Below are 17,664 nucleotides of genomic sequence, written 5' to 3'. Positions count from 1 at the left end.
CGCAGGAGATTTTCTGAAGTTATCCACATTCTTTATAAATATTTTTTAAGACTATCCACTTTGTCCAGTTTTTCCCATGGAAGATCCACATCTGTACGGCCAAAATGTCCGTATGCGGCAGTCTGTTTGTAAATAGGTCTTCTCAGATCCAGCATTTTAATGATTCCTGCCGGGCGGAGATCAAAGTTTTCTCTGATGATTTCTACCAGTTTTGTATCGGAAAGTTTTCCTGTTCCGAACGTATTTACATTAATAGAAGTCGGGTGTGCAACACCGATTGCATAGGAAAGCTGAATTTCACATTTGTCAGCAAGGCCTGCTGCTACCATATTTTTTGCAACATAACGTGCTGCATATGCTGCGGAACGGTCTACTTTGGTACAGTCTTTGCCAGAGAATGCTCCACCGCCATGACGTCCTGCTCCGCCGTAGGTATCTACGATAATCTTGCGTCCGGTAAGACCGCTGTCTCCATGAGGTCCTCCGATTACAAAACGTCCGGTCGGATTAATGAAATATTTGGTATCTTCATCAACCATATCTGCAGGAATGATTTCATCAAATACATATTTTCTGATATCTGCATGAATCTGTTCCTGTGTAACATCCGGATCATGCTGTGTGGAGCATACAACTGCATCAATACGGATCGGCTTTCCATTTTCATCGTACTCAACCGTTACCTGTGTTTTTCCATCCGGTCTTAAATAGCTGAGAGTACCATCTTTGCGCACTTTTGTCAGCTGACGTGCCAGTTTGTGTGCCATATTGATGGCATATGGCATATATTCTTCTGTTTCGTTGGAAGCATATCCAAACATCATACCCTGGTCTCCGGCACCGATGGCATCGATTTCATCCTCTCCCATCTTTGCTTCCAGAGCTTTGTCAACGCCCATTGCAATATCTGCAGACTGCTCGTCAATTGCTGTGATCACACCGCAGGTATCTGCATCAAATCCGTATTTTCCACGTGTATAACCGATTTCACGAACAGTATCTCTTACAATTTTTTGAATGTCTACATAAGCATTGGTAGTAATTTCTCCCATAACCAGTACAAGACCGGTCGTTGTTGCTGTCTCACAGGCAACACGGCTCATTGGATCCTGCTCCATCAGTGCATCAAGGATGGCATCAGAAATAGCGTCACACATTTTGTCAGGATGACCTTCTGTTACAGATTCAGAGGTAAATAAAATTTTTTCCATTTTTTCTCCCTTTCTTTCGTCAAAAAAACAGCCCGAATAATCGGACTGTTCTGGTTTCTATCACAATCCTCTTATTGTTCGATCACTCGCTCAGGTTGGCACCTTCCATGATTCATCAGGGGTTGCCGTGGCTTCACAGATCCTTTGTATCTCCACCACTCTGAATAAAAGGCTATTTTTCTATGAAATTGTTGCAAGACATACAATATACTTATTTTTATCTGATGTCAAGCATTATTTATAAAAAGTACCGGACAACAAACGTTTCCGTCAGTTATTCACTACCTTCAGGCGAAATTTCTGAATTTCCTTTTCACTGGAAACCTTTTCGATTTCCGCACCAAGGCTTCTTAATTTCTCTTCAAAGTTCTCGTATCCTCTCTGGATATAAACAATATCATCTACAATCGTAATTCCTTCTGCTGCAAGTCCGGCAATTACCAGCGCTGCACCTGCACGAAGATCCGGTGCGCTTACTCTCGCTCCGGTAAGCTTCTTCACTCCGTCAATAATTGCAGAATTACCCTCTACCTTGATATTGGCACCCATACGGGAAAGCTCATCCGCATATTTGAACCGGTTTTCAAAAATACTTTCTGTAACGATACTGGTTCCTTCTGCCAAAGCCAGTGTAACTGCAATCTGCGGCTGCATATCTGTAGGATATCCCGGATAAGGAAGCGTCTTTACATGAGTACGGCGAAGTCTGCCTGCTGCGCGCACACGCACCGCATCATCAAATTCTTCCACCTCGCATCCAATTTCTTCCAGCTTGGCTGTAGTAGCTTCCAGATGTTTGGGAATTACGTTTTTTACAGTAACATCACCGCCAGTAGCAGCTGCCGCAAACATAAACGTACCTGCTTCGATCTGATCCGGAATAATAGAATATTCTGTACGGTGAAGTTTTTCCACACCTTTGATACGAATCACATCGGTACCGGCACCTTTGATATTGGCACCCATACTGTTCAGGAAGTTGGCCACATCAACAACATGCGGCTCTCTTGCTGCATTCTCAATAATAGTCCTTCCCGGAGCCAAGGATGCAGCCATCATAATATTGATCGTAGCTCCAACAGAAACCATATCCAGGAAAATATGACTTCCATGAAGGTTCTCAGCCTGTGCCACAATAGCTCCGTGAATAATATCTACCTTGGCACCAAGAGCACGAAAGCCCTTCAGATGCTGGTCGATCGGGCGGCTGCCGATATTACAGCCTCCTGGAAGCGGAACTTCCGCATGCTTATACTTGCCAAGCAGCGCTCCCAAAAGATAATAGGATGCCCGAATCTTCTTGATATATTCATAATCCACGCTCACATTGCCAATGGTAGAGCCATTGATCTTAACGGTTGACCTGTCAATACGGTTCACCTGAGCGCCAATTCCGGCAATTGCTTCCAGTAAAACATTTGTGTCTCTTACGTCGGGCAGATTTTCAATAAGGATTGTTTCATCCGTCATAATAGCAGCTGCAAGAATTGCAAGTGCCGCATTCTTGGCACCGCCAATTTCTACTTCACCTACCAGCGGATGTCCTCCTCTGATTACATACTGTTCCATAAAACACCTCTATAATTATTTTCACTCCGCAAGACGAAGCGAACGCCAGGAAAATCAATTACATTTTTCATCAAATGGCTTTCCGCCAAATATCGGTTTTATATTATAGCACATATTTCCCATTTGTAAACAAAAAATTAATGATTTATAAATAACGTTCCTGCTTCTTTCGTTTTTAATCAGTTATTTTCCCCTGAATTCTGTCTAAAAGTGACTGCAGACTTGCTTCCAGATCTTTCCCTTCTTCACTTACCACAATATCCGCATATTTCTCATACAATGGAACTCTTTCTTCGTATAAATCCTGAAGTGTCTGTCCTTCTTTCAGCAAAACACCTCTTCCCTTCAGATTCCCGAGACGTTTTGATAAAGCCTGGAGCGAAAGCTCCAGATAAACCACTTTTCCTATGGATTTCAGATGTTCCATTGCCTCTTCGCAGTAAACAACACTTCCACCGGTAGCTATGACTGTACTCTCAGTCTCAATGGATGCATTTACGCGGTTCTCTATTGCCTTAAATCCTTCGACACCTTCCTGCTCGATAATCTGCCACAGACGTCTTTTTTCTTCTTTCTGTATCAGAAGATCCGCATCCAGAAACTGGTATCCAAGAACCTTCGCAAGAACAACCCCCAATGTACTTTTTCCTACACCCGGCATTCCGATCAGTGTGATATTATTTTTATTCATCTTAATCCTCCATGCCTTGTATTTCAGTACGTGATATTCTTTATAAAACTAATATGTACATCTTTTTGCCTTATCATTCTAACACAAGTTGCTAAATCCTGCAATCCCAAACAGTTTTGCCTAATTCTGCCTGCCGGACCTGCCTGTTTTTTTCGATTTTTTTGTTTTTTTCCTTACACTGTATCCAAAAGTCCCCAGAGGTTTTCCTATGCCGGAATATTCCCCATGAGAATAAACAAGCGGTCTGGAAAGCTTCAGATCAAATTTATGATTTTCATCCATATAAGCTTCATCTGCATGAACAGCCAGTACATCTGCAAGGAACATATGATGTGACCCCAGTTCTTTTACTTCTCTCACACGGCACTCAATAGAAACCGGAGATTCCCTGATCATGGGAGCCTGCACAAATTCAGCCTTCTCTTTTGTCAGTCCGGTTTCTTTAAATTTATCCGTATCTCTTCCTGAACGAACTCCGCAGTAATCTGTCGCAAATGCCAGTTTTTCTGTAGTAAGATTGATCACAAATTCTCCTGTTTCCCGAATCATCTGATAAGAATATCTCTCCGGGCGAACAGAAATCGAAACCATGGGCGGATTGGTACATACCGTTCCCACCCATGCGATCGTAATAATATTATCTTTGCCTTTTCCGTCAGTCACACTGACCATCACCGCCGGAAGCGGATAAAGCATATTTCCGGGTTTCCATGTCTGTTTTGCCATTTTTTCACTCCTGAAAAGAATTATGCATAATCCGCACCACTAAACTGTGCAGCTTCCATCAATGCCGGAATCAGCTGTTTCTTTCGTGAAACAATTCCCTCCAGATGGAATACGCCATCCTCCGGTTCCATCTGGAACGCCAGTCTTGCCATTTCCTCGCTGCCTTCTCCGTAATAAAGAAGTTCTGTTGAACGGCCCATAATATTTGTCAGCATAAAATAAACTCTTGATATTCCATGGCGTCCGCATTCACTTACCATGAACGGAACCAGTTTTTCTTTGATTCTCTTCAGTTCCTCTTCATCCATGGAACTGATCTGACCGACACCGAAACTGATATCATCCTCTGCAATAAACTTCTTGTAATCCTGATAGAAAATTTCTTCAGGTGCTTTGTCCTCCAGACTGCTTCCGGCCTTGAACATTTCTTTTGCAAACTTTTCAATATCAATATCTGCGATCAGCGCCAGTGCACCTGCAGCCATTTTATCCTGGAGAGTACAGGTCGGTGAACGGAACATCAGAGTGTCTGAAATAATTGCTGCACAGAGAAGTCCTGCTATTTTCGGCGGAATATCCAGTCTCTGTTCTCCATACATCTGGTACATAATGGTTCCTGTACAGCCCACAGGCTGGTTACGGAAAGAAATCGGCTGCATCGTTTCCAGGGATCCCAGTTTATGATGATCGATAATTTCAAGAATTTCCGCTTTCTCGATATTATCGACAGCCTGTCCCTGTTCATTATGGTCTACAAGCACCACTTTCTTTTTCTTCATATCCAGAAAATTACGGCGTGAAATCGTACCGACACACTTTCCTCTCTTGTTGATGACCGGAAATGCGCGATGACGGTGTTTGATCATCACATCCTGGATATCATCTGTATAATCCTCGGTACTGAATGTAATCAGGTTATCTGTCTGCATGATATATTTTACAGGAATACTCTGATTGATCAGTCTCGCAATAGTAAAGGTATCATAGGGAGACGTAATAATCACAATATCTTTTTCATGGGCAAGCTTCAGCACTTTCTCGGAAACCTGGATTCCCATTCCGACAATGATGCAGCTGGCATTCTGTTTGATTGCCTGCAGGTGATCTTCTTCTCTGTCCCCCATGATAATCATATCATTCTCTTCGATATAATCTTTCATCATATCAGGATTTGCCGTTCCCACAAGAACCTTACCCTTGATAAAATATCCGTGTTCATTTCCCTCTGCCACGGTTCCCCCAATGGTCTCTGCAATTCTCTTATACTGGGTTCTGGCTCTGGACAGCAGATAACTGTCCGTTGTATCCATGTAAGTCTGGGCAATGTCACCAATCGTAATGATTCCCTCAAGTGATCCGTTTTTGTCCCTGATCGGCAGTGTAACAATGCTGTTTTCCTGCATCAGATCCCATGCATTTTTCAGTGAGATACTTTTGTCTGCATCCGGGCTTATTCGGATATCCATATCTTTTACCTGGGTTCCGATATTGCTCAGATACCCCGGCGGCTGCACTCCAAAACGATTCAGTACATACTCTGTTTCCTCGTTGATCTGGCCTGCTCTTTTTGGAATGTATTTTTTATCCTGAGTTGTACGGTTCTTAATATCTGCATATGCGATCGCCGAACAGATGGAATCTGTATCCGGGTTTTTGTGCCCGATTACAAAAATTTTCTCCTGATTTCTCATTCTTTTTTCATCCTTCTATGAATTCAGTTTGATATTTGCAAAAAGTGATCCAAGAGAAGTAGTTGCTTCTTCACCGGAATCCGGAACTTCATACACTTCTTCTTCGATTTCTTTTGCCATCATGTCAGATGCTTCTTTGATACTGAGACTCAGTTTGCCGTCTTTGACTGCAATGACTTTTACTTTTACCTTATCTCCTACCGCGATTGCTTCTGATGGTTTCTTTATTCTCTTCTCACAAATCTGTGAAATATGAACAAGTCCGGACAATCCGTTTCCAAGATTTACAAAAGCTCCATAAGGCTGCAGGCTCTCTACAGTACCTTCTGTTACCAGACCAACCTGTACATTGGATATTTTATTCTTACGCTCTTCTTCTGCCTTTTCTCTCAGAATTTCTCTTGCAGACAGGATCAGTCTGTTTTTCTCTTTATCTACATCAAATACACGTACCTGAATCCGTTTATTGAGATACTCTTCCGTATCCTCCACGTAATTGAGTGACAGTTTGGATGCCGGTACAAATCCTCTTACATCTTCCACATAGGCGATCACTCCGCCATTGACAATTCCCTTAACCACTACATCCAGAATCTCTCCTGATTCCTTCAGTTCTTTCAGTTTATCCCAGGCAAGAACATCATTGGCCTCTACGCGGGAAAGTAAAATATTTCCATGTCCGTCATCGGTCTTTACGACTGTCGCAGAGATTTCATCTCCCACATGTACTTCTTCTTTTATGTTAAATCCCGGTTCTCTGCTGTAGTCTTCTGCAGGAATGATTCCTTCCGCATAGTATTTGAGATCCAGTACTACTTCTTTTTCATCCACACTGATTACGGTTCCTGTGAGAATGTCCCCTTCTTCAATTTTTTTAAAAGAGGCTTCCAGTTCAGCCTCATAATCTTTCATTGTTTCCGACATTGTGACTGCTCCTTTTCTGAAAAATATCTTTCCGGTACAATGGTTCCGCACCGTCCTGTTTCTGTATAGTATACCATAACCGATACGATAATGGAATGAAAAATCCCCCTAAAACGAGGAGTGCCCCGGTAGTGGTTTACCGGGGCAATTATTATGAAAAAATTTATGTGTAATGAATGCCATTACAACGTCTTTTTTGTCGTTCTTTCGAACTATCCTTATCATAACAATTAATTATGAACATTTTATGAACAATCAGTTAATAATTATATTATTTGCACAATTTTTCTTAGTATTTTATGGTTTTTTTATAAAAATACCACATTCCTTTTATCACTTTAAACTGATGTAGTTGTGCATTTTGCATGCTTTAATCCAGTATATTTTTTGCAAAATCAATCAATTTCCCCAAAAAGCCTTTTACCTCTTCTTTTCCAACTCCAAGGCTGTCCAGTTTCTCATATATGGATTTGATATCTTCTCTCAGCTGCTCCTCGTCAATATCCATATCTTTGAATTTCTTTACCAGTTTCAAAATGGTATCTTTATCGGAATCAGAAATACTCACATCAAACTGATCAGCAGCCTGGTCAATGATATTTTTCATTTCTTCGTCTGAAAGCTCCTGCTGATCGATCATATTCTTTGCAAAGATAATAATATCTGCCACTTTGTCCGGATCAGACAAAAGAGAATCCATTGCGGCGTCCATTAATATTTCTTCAGCAGAACTTTCCTGCGCAAATACGGCAGATGGTGTGCTGCATGCCAGAACCCCTGCCAAAATCACTGCACTTAATTTATTTACTTTCATGTTTAATTTCCTCCTTTTTTTTAATATTTTCAGAACATTCTGTCGGTATAACCGGTCTTAAATAACTAACCATACATTTCCGTTTCTTTCAAACCCGTTATACTCAACAGGCTCTCATTATAACACAGGAAATTTCTAATCATGTAAAATTTCTGTGAAACCTGTTCTTGCGTCTGCTTATAACTTCCTGTGAAGCACGCTTTCACACTTGCTTATTCATAAATACTTTGATATACGTTCATATTTTTTTCAAAATTTAAACACGATTCTATCATATTTTAATCATATACTTAAACCATAAAAATAATACAGCCAACATTATTTTTATAATTTTCTTTTTCATATGTTGATTGCAGAAATGCAGTCAACTCTCCTTCCTTTTAAATAATAAAGTTACACAAAAAAGCATCCGTCTAGCCACCGGATGCTTTTTTCGTTTTAATAATTATTCATAATTTATTCATTAAAAAAAATGTCTGATTCCGAAAATTTCGTTGAAATCAGACATTTTTTTGAATTCATTAAACAATTCTGTTTTTTAAAGTCAGATAATTTTAGAAAATTCATTCGCCAATCCTGCAAACTGTTCCAGAGTCAGGGCCTCTCCTCTGATATTCAGCGGAAGTCCGCATTTCTCAATCACACTTTCAATCTGCTCCTTCGAATAATTCAGTTCCTGAGAATTTTTCAGACCATTGGCAAGAGTCTTTCTCCTCTGGTTAAACGAAGCACGGATCAGGCGGAACATCAGCTTTTCATCTTTTACATCTACAGGAGGATTTTCGTGTCTGGTAAGCCGGATCACGGCACTTCCAACCTTTGGCCTCGGCATGAAACAGTTTGGCGGAACATTGGCAACAATTTCCGGTTTTGCATAATACTGCACAGCCAGGGAAAGTGCACCATAATCCTTGGTACCGGGACCAACCTGCATTCTTTCCGCAACTTCCTTCTGCACCATGATTGTAATCGAATCAATCGGAACCTGATTTTCAAACAATCCCATGATGATTGGAGTCGTAATATAATATGGCAGGTTTGCCACAACCTTGATTGGCTTTCCTTCATTTTTCTCCATTGCAAGCCGGCGGATATCTGTTTTTAAAATATCTCCGTGAATAACTGTCACATTATTCCAGTCTTTCAAAGTATCCTTCAGAATCGGGATCAATGCATCATCAATTTCCACAGCAGTCACTTCTCTTGCAGCTTCTGCAAGATACTGCGTCATCGTTCCGATTCCCGGTCCGATTTCCAGTACAAAATCATCTTTCGTAATTCCGGAAGCACGGATGATCTTCTCCAGAACATGCGTATCGATCAAAAAATTTTGACCAAACCGTTTCTGGAAAACGAAATCATACTTTTGAAGGACTTCAATGGTATATTGTGGATTTCCGAGATAAGGTCTGGTCATAATTTTTTACTTCCTTTGTCTTCTATTTTTTTAACTGAAATCTTTTTCATACAGCACGATGTATCCATCATGATCTGTACGTTTTTTGGAAATATTGCGCTGGAATTTGCGGATACCTCCCTGCGATTTTGCAATAGCTGCATCGATCAGATTCTTCACAGCGCCTACATTCATCGGCTCATCTTCTTTCTGATTGGAACTGATAAGCTTATACAGTGCAAGCATTCCCATCTGATCAATGGTATATCCGTTTTCTTTTGTATAAATTTTTGCAAAAGCAACAAGTTCATCATTGGTAAATGCAGGAATGTTGATCATGGAGGTAAATTTCTTCGCAAGTTTCGGATATCTTGCAATAAATTTACGCATTCCGATCTTTTCATCTTCCACAATCACCGTCAGACCATCTGTACGGAATTCCATTGCCTTGTTCAGCTGTTCTGCTGTTTTCGGTGAAAGCTGGTTCGCATTCTCAATTACAAGGAAACCGCCCGCAAGCTTGCTTACGATTCTGGAAATATCCTTGCCATTGATCTGATCAGCAAAAACATAGGCAACCTTGGAAGCTTCCAGATGCAGTTCACTGCAGATTGCAGGAATGAGGCTGGAAATCAGTCTGGTCTTACCGGTTTCTCTTCCACCCATTACGATTACATTTCCGGTTCTGGATGTCTTGTCTGCTGCAGCCATCTGAACATCGCAAAGTGTATCGATCAGCTGTTCCTTCATCCCCGGAACTCTTACAAAATATGTAAAGAGCTTCTTCTCATTTTCAGTAAGCTCCGGCTTTCTTGGAACGAGATCATAAGGACTTCTCTTATTTTCCGGCTGGATAGAATCAATGAACTGTTCAAGTTCTTCTTCCTCTGTCAGTTCCTCCTCTTCCGGAATTTCCTCTTCTTCCAAATCTTCCAGTTCATCATAATCTTCGGATTCTGCTGCCGAACTGATTGCTTTTTTCAGTTCCTGCGAGTCTTCATCCACGAATTCTTCACTGAACATGTCTTCATTCTTTCCAAGAACCTTTTTGATTTCTTCCTGGAAATTGAACATTTCTGTGTTCATTCCCTCCGGACGTTCCGACTTTGCAGGAGTTTTTGTAATCTTTTTGGACGGACCATTCAGAAATTCCTCTTCTGCTTCACGAAGATCTTCTTCGGAAAGGAAATCTTCCTCCTCCAAAACCGGAATATTCTTTCTCTTCGGAACCGCCGGAATTTCTTCCTCCGGGTCCTCTTCCATCATTTCCTCAAATTCTTCTGTCTCTTCCTCAGCGGACTCCTCGAAATCTTCCTCCTGAGCTTCGTCTGCAGTTTCCTCGAATTCTTCTTCTGAAATTTCATCTGCGAATTCTTCGGATTCTTCCTCTGAAGTTTCTTCTGCAAATTCTTCCTCAGGCATTTCTTCTGTAAATTCTTCCACTTCTTCAGAAACTTCTGCTTTCTTCGTTTCTGCTTCCGTTTTTTTCTTCGCTTTTGCCGGTTCTTCCGGAATTTCTATTCCCTGTGCAGAAGCGGCTGCAAGAATCGTATCTTCCAGATTAAAGTTAAAATCATCTGCACTTACAGAAGGCTTCACAACCGGCATTTCTTCAGCATCCACATTTTCATCCTGAAGTTTCATGTTCTTCATGGATCTTGGAATCTTCAGCTCCGGCATTTTGATTGTCTGAGAAAGATCCTGCTGTTCAGCTTCCGGCTGTTCCTCTTCCACAGGTTTTAACAACTTCTCTTCGTTCTGACTTTCTGCCTTCTGTTCTTCATCCTCCGGTTCCAGATCCGGAACATCTACATAATCCAGCTTTGAAGAAATATCTCTGACCATCTCTTCCTGAATCTCAGGAATCTCCGGATTTTCAGGTTCTTTTTCTTCCTGTTCAAAATCCTCTTCTTCTTTTTCTTTCTTCTTGCCTCCGTTGAAAATATCACGGATGCCTTTGGAAATTTTTTCCTGAAGACTCTCAGCATTATTGATATCTTTTTCATCCATACGGATGCTTTCGATCACAGGTCCTTCTTCTTCGGATACAGGCGCCGCTTTTGTATTTTCTGCTGCCGGATCTGCAGTTTCCTCTTTTACTTCCCTGGAAGCATTCTCCTGGATTGCCTGAAGATCTCCCGGAGAAGCAAGATTCGGCTTAAACTGCTGCTCATATTTTTCTTTTTCAGCACCTGTAAGAGAACCGAGACGAAGTTTCAGTTCCAGTGCTTTCATCACATATTTGCCTTCACTGAACCAGAGCACCATTTCATCGCACAGATCAAGACATTTCTTTTTATCTCCTGCCTGATAATAAAGATTTGCCAGCTCATAAGACCACTTCTCTGTGAATTCTTTTTCCTTATACTCTTCCAGAATTCTGATCTGTTCTTCCAGAGAAGCATTTTTTGCCTTATAAATTTTATATTTCAGAATATATTTCATGTTGTCATTCGGCGCAACCTCCATATATTCTTCAAAATATTCCATTGCCTCGTTAATATCTCCCATTTTCAGGGATACCTCAATTAAACGGTACAAAATATTCTTGCCGATTGAGGATCTGTGATAAGCCAGAAGAAAAATTTCTTTACTGTCTGCATAACGTTTGTTGGCTGCATAGATTTCTCCCACAACACAGAGAGTGCGGACATTCTTCACACGACGCCAGTCAATGCTGTCAACCACGCTCATTGCACCCTTATAATCCTTCTGTTCGACAAGACGGTTAATTTCTTCCAGCTTCACTCGAAATTCTTCTTTGTCCAATGTATTCACCAACTTTCCATAGATAAAACTAGTTTAACATAAGCTATTATGCTTGTCAAAACACTTTCTCTGTTTCTTAATTTATATTTCAGGCAGGTAAACTTCCCCTTTTACCACCTGAAAGACTTTATTAATGTGAAACTGATGACTGATAAAATCATCCAGACCCGTACAGGTGACCATCGTCTGTATATCATGAATGCTGTCCAGAAGACAGGTCTGCCTGCTGGAATCCAGTTCCGAAAGAACATCATCCAGAAGAAGTACCGGTGTATCCTTGATTTTATTCTTCACCAGATAGATTTCCGAAAGTTTCAAAGAAAGAGCGGCTGTTCGCTGCTGCCCCTGCGAACCATATTTCCGGATATCAATTCCATCTGCCATCAGGCACAGATCATCTCTGTGCGGGCCGGAAGAAGTCATTTTCATCCGGATATCCCGGTCTCGGTTGCGAAAAAGAGTCTCCTCAAAATTTTCCTGCTCGGTACTTGGTTCATAAATGACTTCCAGATGTTCCAGTCCACCGGTAAGATTTCTGTGAATTTCCTGAATCACACGATTCAGTTCTTCTACAAATTCCTGCCTTTTCTGAATCACCCGGATTCCATACTGCACCATCTGCATATCCCAGATATCCAGCGTATCAAGAAGACGGGAATTTACATGAAGTTCCTTCAGAAGTTTATTCCGCTGATTGACAATGTGATTATACCCTGCCAGATCCGTCAGATACAGCGGATCCAGCTGGCAAAGCTCCATATCCATAAATCTTCTGCGTTCTCCCGGACCGCTTTTGATAATATTCAGATCTTCCGGTGAAAAAAATACAAGATTTACAATTCCAAAAAGTTCTCTTGCCTTACGGATGGGAAGCCCGTTGATCGCTACGCCTTTTGCTTTATTTTTTTTCAGATGCATGTCTATTTTGTAGGACATTCCATCCTTTTTGACATTCATCCGGATGTGAGATTCTTCTTCTCCGAAACGAATGATTTCTTTATCTTTGCTTCCTTTATGGGATTTGGTTGTCCCGCACAGATAAATGGCTTCCAGAATATTGGTCTTTCCCTGTGCGTTATTTCCGTAAAAAATATTGGTCGCCTTGTCAAAATTTAATTCCAGGTTTTCATAATTTCTGAAATTCTTTAACTGAATGGACTCGATGTACATAAATCACCTGACAACTTTAATCTCATTTCCCTCAAAAGAAATAATGTCGCCTTCATAAACCTTTCTTCCACGGCGCTCATCTACTTCTCCGTTTACTTTTACAAGTCCGTCCTGAATGACATACTTTGCCTGCACTCCGTCCTGTACTACTCCGGCCAGTTTCAGTGCCTGTCCCAGCTTGATAAATTCATCTCTTATTTTGATTTCCATAATGGTATCCCTTCTGTTTACATAATCTGATCAACAATTCTTTATCCGGATGTCTATTCACTGTTTTCAGATATTTATTCTGAATTCTTTTCCTTATGCAGTCTGAATCCTTATCTTGACTGATTCTGGTTGATATTGACCGGAAGAATCAGATACGTATAATTTTCTTCTTCATCTCTGATAAAGCACGGTGCTTTCGGATTTACCAGATAAATCGTAATTGTTTCATCGTCGATGACTTTCAGTGCATCGATCAGGAATTTCGGATTAAATCCAATCAGAATATCCTTACCTTCTTTTACAATATCAATCTCTTCGTTCATGGAGCCCATGGCAGAGTCTATTTTCAGTTCCATCCGGTTATCTGTAATATTGATAATGATCGGTTTCTTATCTCCTTCTCTGACAAGAAGAGTTGCACGATCGATACAATCCAGAAATTCTTTTTTGTTAATCGTGAGTTTTGTTTCGTAATCGCTGGAAAGCATCTGATCTATACGGAAGTATTCTCCTTCGATCAGTCTGGATACGACCATTGTCTGGTCAAATTCAAATAAAATATGATTTTTGGTAAAGAAAATACTTACCTGATCATCTACTTCTCCGGAAAGAATCTTACTGATTTCACTCAGTGTCTTCCCTGGAACGACAATCTTACGGTCTGAATAATCTTTTTTCAGAGGCATTTTTCTGATAGAAATACGATGACCGTCCAGAGAAACAATCTTCAGACAATTATCTTTAATTTCAAATAATTCTCCAGTCATCAGACGATTATTTTCGTTTACCGCAATGGAGAAAATCGTCTGACGTATCATCTCTTTCAGTGTGTACTGAGAAAGAGTGAGAGCTTCTTCTCTTTCTATGATTGGAAGATATGCAAAATCTTCTCCTGATTTTCCCGGAATATTGAATTTTGCCTTTTCACAGGTAATGGTTGCTGTATATTTTTCGTCTGTTTTGATGGTGATATCATTATCAGGAAGTCTTCTGATGATTTCATAAAATATTTTTGCATCAAGAGCGATCATTCCTCTTTCTTCAATATGACCATCCACAACTGTTTCGATTCCAAGTTCCATATCATTTGTAGTGAATTTGATCTGATTGGTTGTTGCATCTATTAAAATACACTCCAGAATCGGCATGGTCGTCTTAGATGGAACAGCTTTAAGTGAAATATTAACACTTTTTAACAAACTGTTTTTGGAACAAATAATTTTCATAATGTGTATAACTCCCTTCCTGGTTAAAGTGCTTTTTTCATATAATATATTTAAGAAGATATCCGCAGTCATAGCCGTAGGGGATGTGAATTTGTGAAAAACTCACTTAACCCCAGTAAATACGGGCAATTTTCCTTGGGATAACTTCGTGTAAAAGTGAAGGTTTCAGGTGTGAATAATTTGTGGACTATCCACATCGGCCAAAAACGGCGAAAAAATTATCCACATCAATTCACATAAAAGATGTGATTTATACACCACAAATGTGGAAAAATACGAATTCTATTGTGGATTAATTTTCTTCTTTAAAATATCCACAGTATTTCTCACATTATCATTGCTTTCGATTTCTTTTTCGATTTTTTCAATACCGTGCATGACAGTTGTATGGTCGCGGTTACCGAGACTTTTTCCGATGGTTTTGAGAGAGGTGTCGATCAGGTCTCTGCAAAGATACATGGCAATCTGTCTGGGAACGACGATTTTACTGTTTCTCTTATTACCGGACAAGTCTGCTGCAGATACATTAAAGTGTTCTGCAACAACGGAAATGATATATTCCGGAGTGATTACTTTCTTTTTGTCAGGAGAGATGATATCTTTGAGTGCCTGTTCCGCCAGTTCCAGTGTAACTTCTCTCTGTTCCAGCTTGGCAAAAGCCATGACCTTGTTGAAAGCACCTTCCAGTTCACGGATATTGGATTTGATGTTGTCTGCAATGTATTTGATTACGCTTTCATCGATATTATAGCCGTCCATTTCTTCTTTTTTATGAAGGATGGCCATTCGTGTTTCATAATCCGGAAGGGTGATATCAGCAATCAGCCCCCATTCGAAACGGGAGCGGAAGCGTTCTTCCAGGATTTCCATATCCTTCGGAGGCTTATCCGAAGATATAATAATCTGTTTCTTGGCACTGTGAAGGCTGTTAAAGGTATGAAAAAATTCTTCCTGGGTGGATTCTTTTCCTATAATAAACTGGATATCATCGACCAGAAGAACATCAATATTTCTGTATTTTTCACGGAATTTGGTCATTGCTGTATTATTTCCGTTTCGGATGGTTTCAATCAGCTCGTTCGTAAATTCCTCGCTGGTAACGTAGAGAACCTTGCTGTCCTGATTGTGTTCTATAATATAGTGTGCAATGGAATGCATCAGGTGGGTTTTGCCGAGTCCGGCGCCTCCGTAAATAAAGAGAGGATTGTAGGTGTCTCCCGGAGATTCCGCAACTGCAAGAGCTGCTGCCTGTGCAAATTTGTTATTGCTTCCCACAATAAAGGTATCAAACGTGTATTTTGGGTTCAGATGAGCTTCTTCATAACGGGAATCCTGGGTCTGATTATTATAAGAAGTTTCTTTTTGAGGAACTTCTTCCGGAAGAATGAATCTGATCTCGCAGTCAGACATTCCGCAAACTTCACAAATGGTTACCTGAAGAGGCAGTTTATATTTTTTTGTAATAATATTTATTAACACCATCTGCTCAGAAGGAACCAGGATGGTAACTGTATTTCCTTCCACCTGATAAACCTTCAGCGGCTTTAACCAGGTGTTAAAGGCTACATCAGCCACATCATATTCGGTTTTGACGATCTGCAGAATTTCGTCCCATTTTTCCATTACTTTATTCATCTTCATCATTTCTCCTGGTTTTTTAAGCTTCTTTCCTGTATCTGCCGTATTTCCACAGATATCTTTTCTCACAGTTTAAGTAAAAATAGACATAAATATCCTTTTAATATATTATAATAAATCCTCTTTTTTCGCAATGCCTAACCATAAGAAATTTATGATAAAAGTCCCGTACAAGCAGTCATAGGACGGAGCCTGACTGCCTGTTTCGTTTCCTGTAAAAGTTCCAGGCAGCAGGTATGAAATATGTGTGAAAGTCGAATGTGGATAATTGTGGATAAGTGGATAGAGGTTATTTTGTTGTCATAATGAATAAAATGTCGTCAGTTATCCACAAAATATGTGGAAAAATATATCCACCTGTCAAAATGGCTCAAATAAAGGATTTTTTTTAAGGTATGTGTAAAAAACAACCATATAAAGTGGATGAATTCCAGGAAAAAATGAGAGTTATCCACAAGTTATCCACAAATTGTGGATAATCTTACGTAAACCGCTTTTATCCACCAGGTTATCAAGATATTATCCACATAGAGAAAAAAGACGGCAAAATACGACGGGAGGTCAGGCCGCAAATGCTGATAAATACCAGAGATTTTCGCAATTTATGCTTGACGAACAGACCTTTTATGAATATAATTGAAAATGATGTTCTATGGTAATTATTCAGAAATAATTACATTCTATATGATAAGATGGATTAACAGATAGAAGGAGGTGTTTCACCTATGAAAATGACATTTCAGCCGAAAAAGAGATCCAGAGCGAAAGTACACGGATTCAGAGCCCGCATGAGCACTAAGGGAGGCCGCAAGGTATTAGCTGCCAGAAGATTAAAAGGAAGAAAGAAATTATCAGCATAAGATATATAAGACCGCATTTATGTGGTCTTTTCTTCTATGTAATTTTTGCCGGAAACAGGCAGTAAGAAGGAGGATTCGATGAAATGATATATTCGGAGTCCTTGAAAAAAAACAAAGATTTTCAACACGTTTATAGACATGGAACATCGCAGGCAAATCGGCATCTGGTGATGTATGTACTGGATAACCAGTGCAGGAAGAATCGTCTGGGAATATCAGTAAGCAAAAAAGTAGGGAATAGTGTGGTTCGCCACAGAGTCACCAGGTTGATCAGAGAAAGTTATCGTTTAAATGAAATGGTATTTAAGAAGGGTATTGATATTGTCGTGGTCGCCCGTCCGTCAGCAAAGGACAGATCCTATCGTGAGATAGAGAGCTCCCTTATGCATCTTGCGAACAGGCATCATATTACAGGTGAGAACAATGCTGAAGAAATTTCTGATTAAGATAATAAGGCTCTATCAAATTTATATTTCGCCGATGAAGAGAACAAAATGTCCGTATATTCCCACATGTTCTCAATATGGTTTAGAAGCTATCGAAAAATATGGTGCGATTAAGGGAGGATTGCTGGCAGTCTGGAGAATCCTGCGCTGCAATCCTTTTTCTCATGGAGGATACGATCCCGTACCATAAAATCTGGACAGGCTTTCCTGACAGACAGACAAATTTGAATATTTGGTTGCCGTTCACCGGGGAGTATTTCGTTATTTTGAAAAGAGTGAACAGTAACAATATCTGGACCGGTTGGAAAGAGACCTGTCAGTTC

At 40.2% G+C, this 17,664-nt stretch carries 16 protein-coding genes and 1 riboswitch; of the genes, 3 read left to right on the top strand and 13 right to left on the bottom strand.

Annotated elements, in window-relative coordinates:
* Window positions 1-32: 32 nt before the first annotated feature.
* The 13 genes from metK to dnaA all read right to left on the bottom strand — a co-directional run bounded on the left by metK (window position 33) and on the right by dnaA (window position 16,032).
* Window positions 33-1,211, bottom strand: a complete 1,179-nt coding sequence (gene metK, locus ACTNEW_RS13585) for a methionine adenosyltransferase (RefSeq protein ID WP_441061997.1) — start codon at window positions 1,209-1,211, stop codon at window positions 33-35.
* A gap of 68 nt (window positions 1,212-1,279) precedes the next feature.
* Window positions 1,280-1,382: riboswitch (SAM riboswitch) on the bottom strand.
* Window positions 1,383-1,481: 99 nt separating this feature from the next.
* Window positions 1,482-2,780 (bottom strand): UDP-N-acetylglucosamine 1-carboxyvinyltransferase, encoded by a 1,299-nt coding sequence (locus tag ACTNEW_RS13580; protein WP_441061995.1) that lies wholly within the window; start codon window positions 2,778-2,780, stop codon window positions 1,482-1,484.
* Window positions 2,781-2,955: 175 nt separating this feature from the next.
* Window positions 2,956-3,471 carry a shikimate kinase gene (locus tag ACTNEW_RS13575; protein WP_441061994.1) on the bottom strand — a complete coding sequence of 172 codons (516 nt, stop codon included), beginning with the start codon at window positions 3,469-3,471 and terminating at the stop codon, window positions 2,956-2,958.
* A gap of 120 nt (window positions 3,472-3,591) precedes the next feature.
* Complete coding sequence (locus ACTNEW_RS13570) at window positions 3,592-4,197, bottom strand: flavin reductase family protein (protein WP_441061992.1); 606 nt, start codon at window positions 4,195-4,197, stop codon at window positions 3,592-3,594.
* A 20-nt stretch (window positions 4,198-4,217) separates the two neighbouring features.
* A complete protein-coding gene (locus tag ACTNEW_RS13565) occupies window positions 4,218-5,888 on the bottom strand; it encodes a putative manganese-dependent inorganic diphosphatase (protein WP_441061990.1) in 1,671 nt (556 codons plus the stop codon).
* Between the two features lie 15 nt (window positions 5,889-5,903).
* Window positions 5,904-6,812, bottom strand: coding sequence for a S1 RNA-binding domain-containing protein (locus tag ACTNEW_RS13560; RefSeq protein ID WP_441061989.1), 909 nt, complete (start codon window positions 6,810-6,812; stop codon window positions 5,904-5,906).
* Window positions 6,813-7,182: 370 nt separating this feature from the next.
* The gene (locus ACTNEW_RS13555) at window positions 7,183-7,626 is read right to left on the bottom strand and encodes a DUF1002 domain-containing protein (RefSeq protein WP_441061987.1); all 444 of its coding nucleotides are present in this window, start codon (window positions 7,624-7,626) and stop codon (window positions 7,183-7,185) included.
* A gap of 544 nt (window positions 7,627-8,170) precedes the next feature.
* The gene (rsmA, locus tag ACTNEW_RS13550) at window positions 8,171-9,043 is read right to left on the bottom strand and encodes a 16S rRNA (adenine(1518)-N(6)/adenine(1519)-N(6))-dimethyltransferase RsmA (protein WP_441061986.1); all 873 of its coding nucleotides are present in this window, start codon (window positions 9,041-9,043) and stop codon (window positions 8,171-8,173) included.
* Between the two features lie 30 nt (window positions 9,044-9,073).
* Window positions 9,074-11,770, bottom strand: a complete 2,697-nt coding sequence (locus ACTNEW_RS13545; RefSeq protein ID WP_441061985.1) for a hypothetical protein — start codon at window positions 11,768-11,770, stop codon at window positions 9,074-9,076.
* A gap of 102 nt (window positions 11,771-11,872) precedes the next feature.
* A complete protein-coding gene (recF, locus tag ACTNEW_RS13540; protein ID WP_441061983.1) occupies window positions 11,873-12,961 on the bottom strand; it encodes a DNA replication/repair protein RecF in 1,089 nt (362 codons plus the stop codon).
* A 3-nt stretch (window positions 12,962-12,964) separates the two neighbouring features.
* A complete protein-coding gene (locus tag ACTNEW_RS13535) occupies window positions 12,965-13,171 on the bottom strand; it encodes an RNA-binding S4 domain-containing protein (RefSeq protein ID WP_441061981.1) in 207 nt (68 codons plus the stop codon).
* Window positions 13,172-13,281: 110 nt separating this feature from the next.
* Complete coding sequence (gene dnaN, locus ACTNEW_RS13530; RefSeq protein ID WP_441061979.1) at window positions 13,282-14,397, bottom strand: DNA polymerase III subunit beta; 1,116 nt, start codon at window positions 14,395-14,397, stop codon at window positions 13,282-13,284.
* Between the two features lie 282 nt (window positions 14,398-14,679).
* A complete protein-coding gene (gene dnaA, locus ACTNEW_RS13525) occupies window positions 14,680-16,032 on the bottom strand; it encodes a chromosomal replication initiator protein DnaA (protein WP_441061977.1) in 1,353 nt (450 codons plus the stop codon).
* Window positions 16,033-16,760: 728 nt separating this feature from the next.
* Between dnaA and rpmH the strand changes: the two genes are divergently transcribed.
* The 3 genes from rpmH (at window position 16,761) to yidD (ending at window position 17,531) form a co-directional block, all read left to right on the top strand.
* Entirely contained in the window at window positions 16,761-16,895 is a 135-nt protein-coding gene (gene rpmH / locus ACTNEW_RS13520) for a 50S ribosomal protein L34 (RefSeq protein ID WP_005952426.1), read from the top strand.
* Window positions 16,896-16,978: 83 nt separating this feature from the next.
* Window positions 16,979-17,341 carry a ribonuclease P protein component gene (rnpA, locus tag ACTNEW_RS13515; protein ID WP_441061974.1) on the top strand — a complete coding sequence of 121 codons (363 nt, stop codon included), beginning with the start codon at window positions 16,979-16,981 and terminating at the stop codon, window positions 17,339-17,341.
* Window positions 17,319-17,531, top strand: coding sequence for a membrane protein insertion efficiency factor YidD (gene yidD / locus ACTNEW_RS13510; protein ID WP_441061972.1), 213 nt, complete (start codon window positions 17,319-17,321; stop codon window positions 17,529-17,531). Before rnpA ends, yidD begins: the two co-directional genes overlap by 23 nt.
* The last annotated feature ends 133 nt before the right edge of the window (window positions 17,532-17,664 follow it).

This window comes from Blautia sp. HCP3S3_G3 (assembly GCF_052063365.1).
Lineage (GTDB): Bacteria > Bacillota > Clostridia > Lachnospirales > Lachnospiraceae > Blautia_A.
The sequence above is the reverse complement of the archived record's forward strand: the minus strand, read 5'-3'. Positions and strand labels throughout refer to the sequence as shown.

Bases quoted from the DNA above. Each gene is read 5' to 3' on its own strand.
- ACTNEW_RS13580 (WP_441061995.1), bottom strand. From the start codon at position 2,780: ATGGAACAGTATGTAATCAGAGGAGGACATCCGCTGGTAGGTGAAGTA.
- recF (WP_441061983.1), bottom strand. From the start codon at position 12,961: ATGTACATCGAGTCCATTCAGTTAAAGAATTTCAGAAATTATGAAAAC.
- ACTNEW_RS13575 (WP_441061994.1), bottom strand. From the start codon at position 3,471: ATGAATAAAAATAATATCACACTGATCGGAATGCCGGGTGTAGGAAAA.
- ACTNEW_RS13555 (WP_441061987.1), bottom strand. From the start codon at position 7,626: ATGAAAGTAAATAAATTAAGTGCAGTGATTTTGGCAGGGGTTCTGGCA.
- metK (WP_441061997.1), bottom strand. From the start codon at position 1,211: ATGGAAAAAATTTTATTTACCTCTGAATCTGTAACAGAAGGTCATCCT.
- ACTNEW_RS13570 (WP_441061992.1), bottom strand. From the start codon at position 4,197: ATGGCAAAACAGACATGGAAACCCGGAAATATGCTTTATCCGCTTCCG.
- ACTNEW_RS13565 (WP_441061990.1), bottom strand. From the start codon at position 5,888: ATGAGAAATCAGGAGAAAATTTTTGTAATCGGGCACAAAAACCCGGAT.
- ACTNEW_RS13560 (WP_441061989.1), bottom strand. From the start codon at position 6,812: ATGTCGGAAACAATGAAAGATTATGAGGCTGAACTGGAAGCCTCTTTT.
- yidD (WP_441061972.1), top strand. From the start codon at position 17,319: ATGCTGAAGAAATTTCTGATTAAGATAATAAGGCTCTATCAAATTTAT.
- rpmH (WP_005952426.1), top strand. From the start codon at position 16,761: ATGAAAATGACATTTCAGCCGAAAAAGAGATCCAGAGCGAAAGTACAC.
- ACTNEW_RS13535 (WP_441061981.1), bottom strand. From the start codon at position 13,171: ATGGAAATCAAAATAAGAGATGAATTTATCAAGCTGGGACAGGCACTG.
- rnpA (WP_441061974.1), top strand. From the start codon at position 16,979: ATGATATATTCGGAGTCCTTGAAAAAAAACAAAGATTTTCAACACGTT.
- dnaA (WP_441061977.1), bottom strand. From the start codon at position 16,032: ATGAATAAAGTAATGGAAAAATGGGACGAAATTCTGCAGATCGTCAAA.
- rsmA (WP_441061986.1), bottom strand. From the start codon at position 9,043: ATGACCAGACCTTATCTCGGAAATCCACAATATACCATTGAAGTCCTT.
- dnaN (WP_441061979.1), bottom strand. From the start codon at position 14,397: ATGAAAATTATTTGTTCCAAAAACAGTTTGTTAAAAAGTGTTAATATT.